Source organism: Streptomyces phaeochromogenes (assembly GCF_001418655.1).
Taxonomy (GTDB): Bacteria; Actinomycetota; Actinomycetes; order Streptomycetales; family Streptomycetaceae; genus Streptomyces; species Streptomyces phaeochromogenes.
Window position 1 is genome coordinate 1 of sequence record NZ_LIQZ01000128.1, and the last position, 3,680, is coordinate 3,680.

The following is a 3,680-nucleotide window of genomic DNA, read 5'->3' on the forward strand; positions in this document are numbered from 1 at the left end:
CTTGCCGGAGCCCGAGGGGCCGCACAGCAGTACGACGCGGGCGGTTGTCGCGGAATTCGGGAGATGTGAACTCACGAGACACCAGTCTGACGCATCGAGCGCCCCCGGCCGACCCCGCGGGTCGGCTTTGGAACGGGCGTCACACCTCAACTACCCTTCGTATCGACCCGATTACTTTGCGCAGCAGAAGGTGGCAGCAGTCATGGCACGATTCCCGGCCTACCAGAACCCGACCGCCCGGCGCGCGTTGCTGGCCCTCACGACCGCGGGCATCGCGGTGGGCGTGGGAGCGACCTCGGCGGCTGCGGACACCGAACCCGTCGTCGACGTGGTCCGCACCCGGCCCACCTCACTGGGCAACATCGACCCGCAGTCGGGTGTCCAGGCGCTGACCGGGACCGTCGGTTACGTGACCGGTCCGGTCGCGGGCCTGAAGCCCAACCCGCTGGCCGGCACGGGTGTCGACCCCCTCGACAACGGGCTCGCCACCCAGGTCGCCGACTTCCCGCCCCTGGCCACGACCATGCTGACGGCCCCGGTCGCCCAGGCCCAGTCGCTGGGCGCCGTTCCGGTGCTGGGACAGGTGACGGGCCTGCTGCACTGAGTCGTACAACAGGCGGTCGTACAACAGGCGGTCGTGCGGCGGCGGGTCGTGCGAGGGCCGAAGAGAGAGCCGCGCCTCCCCCGGACGGTGGGGAAGCGCGGCTCTCCCGTCTTCGGCGCCCGCCGGTACGACGGACGCGGTGGCCGACGAGGTGGCCGACGAGGTGGTCGTCAGTACGACGAGCCGGAGGCGCCCAGTGCGCCTGTCGGGTGCCAGACCGTCTTCGTTTCGAGGAAGGCGGTGAGGCGCTCGATGCCCGGTGCCGCGAAGTAATCCACAGCCTGTGGACGGACGACCCGCTTGAGGTTGTCCGCGGCGGCGACCTCCAGTTCCTTCGCGAGTACGTCGTCCGCGCCCGCCAGGTCGATCGCGTTGACGTCCTGGTGCGCGGCCAGCGGGGTCGCGATCTCCGCCGTCTTTCCGGAGAGGATGTTGACGACCCCGCCCGGAACGTCGGAGGTGGCCAGCACCTCGCCCAGCGACAGCGCCGGGAGCGGGGACCTCTCGCTCGCGATCACGATCACCGTGTTGCCCGTCGCGATCACCGGGGCGATCACCGAGACCAGCCCGAGGAACGACGACTCCTGGGGTGCCAGGACCGTCACCACACCCGTCGGCTCGGGGGTGGAGAGGTTGAAGTACGGGCCCGCGACCGGGTTGCCGCCGCCCACGACCTGGGCGATCTTGTCGGTCCAGCCCGCGTACCAGACCCAGCGGTCGATGGCCGCGTCGACGACCGCGGCGGCCTTGGACTTCGAGAGTCCTTCCGAGTCCGCGACCTCCCGTACGAACTGGTCCCTGCGGCCCTCCAGCATCTCCGCGACGCGGTAGAGGACCTGGCCGCGGTTGTACGCGGTCGCGCCGGACCAGCCGCCGAAGGCCTTGCGGGCGGCGACGACCGCGTCACGGGCGTCCTTGCGGGAGGACAGCGGCGCGTTCGCCAGCCACGTGCCCTGTGAGTCGGTCACCTCGTACACCCGGCCGCTCTCGCTGCGGGGGAACTTGCCCCCGACGTACAGCTTGTAGGTCTTGAAGACGCCCAGGCGCTGCTGCTCCGCCTTGTCGGTGTTCTTGGGCTTCTCGGTGTTCTTGGGCTTCTCAGACATCGAGGTACGCCTCCAGGCCGTGACGGCCGCCCTCGCGGCCGAAGCCCGACTCCTTGTAACCGCCGAACGGTGACGTGGGGTCGAACTTGTTGAACGTGTTGGACCAGATCACGCCCGCGCGCAGCTTGTTCGCCACGGCCAGGATCCGGGAGCCCTTCTCCGTCCAGATGCCCGCGGAGAGGCCGTACTGGCTGTTGTTGGCCTTGGCGACCGCCTCGTCCGGCGTGCGGAAGGAGAGGACGGACAGGACCGGGCCGAAGATCTCGTCGCGGGCGATGGTGTGCGCCTGGGTGACGTTCGTGAAGAGCGTCGGCGCGAACCAGTAGCCGGAGGAGGGGAGTTCGCAGGCCGGGGACCAGCGCTCGGCGCCCTCGGCCTCGCCCTGTTCGACGAGGGAGGTGATGCGCGAGAGCTGCTCGGCGGAGTTGATAGCGCCGATGTCCGTGTTCTTGTCGAGCGGGTCGCCGAGGCGCAGGGTCGACAGGCGCCGCTTCAGGGAGTCCAGCAGCTCGTCCTGGATCGACTCCTGGACGAGGAGCCGGGAGCCCGCGCAGCAGACCTGGCCCTGGTTGAAGAAGATGCCGGAGACGATGCCCTCGACGGCCTGGTCGATGGGGGCGTCGTCGAAGACGATGTTCGCGCCCTTGCCGCCCAGTTCGAGCGTGACCTTCTTCCTGGTGCCCGCCACCTGGCGCGCGATCGCCTTGCCGACGGCCGTGGAGCCGGTGAAGGCCACCTTGTTCACGTCCGGGTGCTCGACCAGCGCCGCGCCCGTGTCGCCGTATCCCGGAAGGATGTTGACGACGCCCTTGGGCAGGCCCGCCTGGCGGCAGATGTCCGCGAAGAAGAGGGCGGAGAGCGGGGTCGTCTCGGCGGGCTTCAGGACGACCGTGTTGCCGGTCGCCAGCGCCGGGGCGATCTTCCACGCCAGCATCAGGAGCGGGAAGTTCCAGGGGATGACCTGGCCCGCGACGCCGAGGGGCTGCGGATTCGCGCCGAAGCCGGCGTGGTCGAGCTTGTCCGCCCAGCCCGCGTAGTAGAAGAAGTGCGCGGCGACCAGGGGGAGGTCCGCGTCGCGGGTCTCCTTGATCGGCTTGCCGTTGTCCAGCGTCTCCAGGACGGCCAGTTCGCGGCTGCGCTCCTGGATGATGCGGGCGATGCGGAAGAGGTACTTGGCGCGCTCGGAGCCGGGGAGCGCGGACCACTTCCCGAAGGCCCTGCGGGCCGCCTTCACCGCGCGGTCGACGTCCGCCCCGCCCGCCTGGGCGATCTCGGAGAGGACCTCTTCGGTGGAGGGGGAGACGGTCTTGAAGACCTTGCCGTCCGCCGCCTCCACGAACTCGCCGTCGATGAACAGGCCGTAGGAAGGCGCGATGTCGACGACCGAGCGGGACTCGGGAGCCGGTGCGTACTCGAATGCGGATGCCATGTGGATCAGTCCACCGTCACGTAGTCGGGGCCGGAGTAACGGCCGGTGGCCAGCTTCTGCCGCTGCATCAGCAGATCGTTCAGGAGCGAGGACGCGCCGAAGCGGAACCAGTGGTTGTCCAGCCAGTCCTCGCCCGCGGTCTCGTTGACCACGACCAGGAACTTGATGGCGTCCTTGCTGGTGCGGATGCCGCCGGCGGGCTTCACGCCGACCTGCACGCCGGTCTGCGCGCGGAAGTCGCGGACCGCCTCCAGCATCAGCAGGGTGTTCGAGGGAGTCGCGTTCACCGCCACCTTGCCGGTGGACGTCTTGATGAAGTCCGCCCCCGCCAGCATGCCGAGCCAGCTCGCGCGGCGGATGTTGTCGTACGTCGACAGCTCGCCCGTCTCGAAGATGACCTTGAGGCGGGCCGCCCCGGAGGCCGCCTTCACGGCGACGATCTCCTCGTACACCTTCGCGTAGTCGCCCGCGAGGAACGCTCCGCGGTCGATGACCATGTCGATCTCGTCGGCGCCCGCGGCGACGAGATCGACATGGTCAT

General features: G+C 69.5%; 4 protein-coding genes. 1 reads left to right on the top strand and 3 read right to left on the bottom strand.

Annotation, left to right across the window (positions count from 1 at the left end):
* Nucleotides 1-202: 202 nt before the first annotated feature.
* A complete protein-coding gene (locus AOK17_RS18050) occupies nt 203-604 on the top strand; it encodes a hypothetical protein (RefSeq protein ID WP_055613524.1) in 402 nt (133 codons plus the stop codon).
* A 170-nt stretch (nt 605-774) separates the two neighbouring features.
* On the opposite strand, the gene AOK17_RS18055 is transcribed toward AOK17_RS18050, so the two are convergent.
* From AOK17_RS18055 to deoC, 3 genes are all read right to left on the bottom strand, one after another.
* Nucleotides 775-1,710 (bottom strand): aldehyde dehydrogenase family protein, encoded by a 936-nt coding sequence (locus AOK17_RS18055; RefSeq protein ID WP_055613525.1) that lies wholly within the window; start codon nt 1,708-1,710, stop codon nt 775-777.
* A complete protein-coding gene (locus AOK17_RS18060; protein WP_055613526.1) occupies nt 1,703-3,139 on the bottom strand; it encodes an aldehyde dehydrogenase family protein in 1,437 nt (478 codons plus the stop codon). The genes AOK17_RS18055 and AOK17_RS18060 overlap by 8 nt, the downstream gene beginning before the upstream one ends.
* A gap of 5 nt (nt 3,140-3,144) precedes the next feature.
* On the bottom strand, nt 3,145-3,680 hold a 536-nt coding region (deoC, locus tag AOK17_RS18065), incomplete at its 5' end, for a deoxyribose-phosphate aldolase (protein ID WP_063997246.1).

What these genes read in the sequence shown, in the direction of transcription:
- AOK17_RS18060 (WP_055613526.1), bottom strand. Translation starts at nt 3,139, where the DNA reads ATGGCATCCGCATTCGAGTACGCACCGGCTCCCGAGTCCCGCTCGGTC.
- AOK17_RS18055 (WP_055613525.1), bottom strand. Translation starts at nt 1,710, where the DNA reads ATGTCTGAGAAGCCCAAGAACACCGAGAAGCCCAAGAACACCGACAAG.
- AOK17_RS18050 (WP_055613524.1), top strand. Translation starts at nt 203, where the DNA reads ATGGCACGATTCCCGGCCTACCAGAACCCGACCGCCCGGCGCGCGTTG.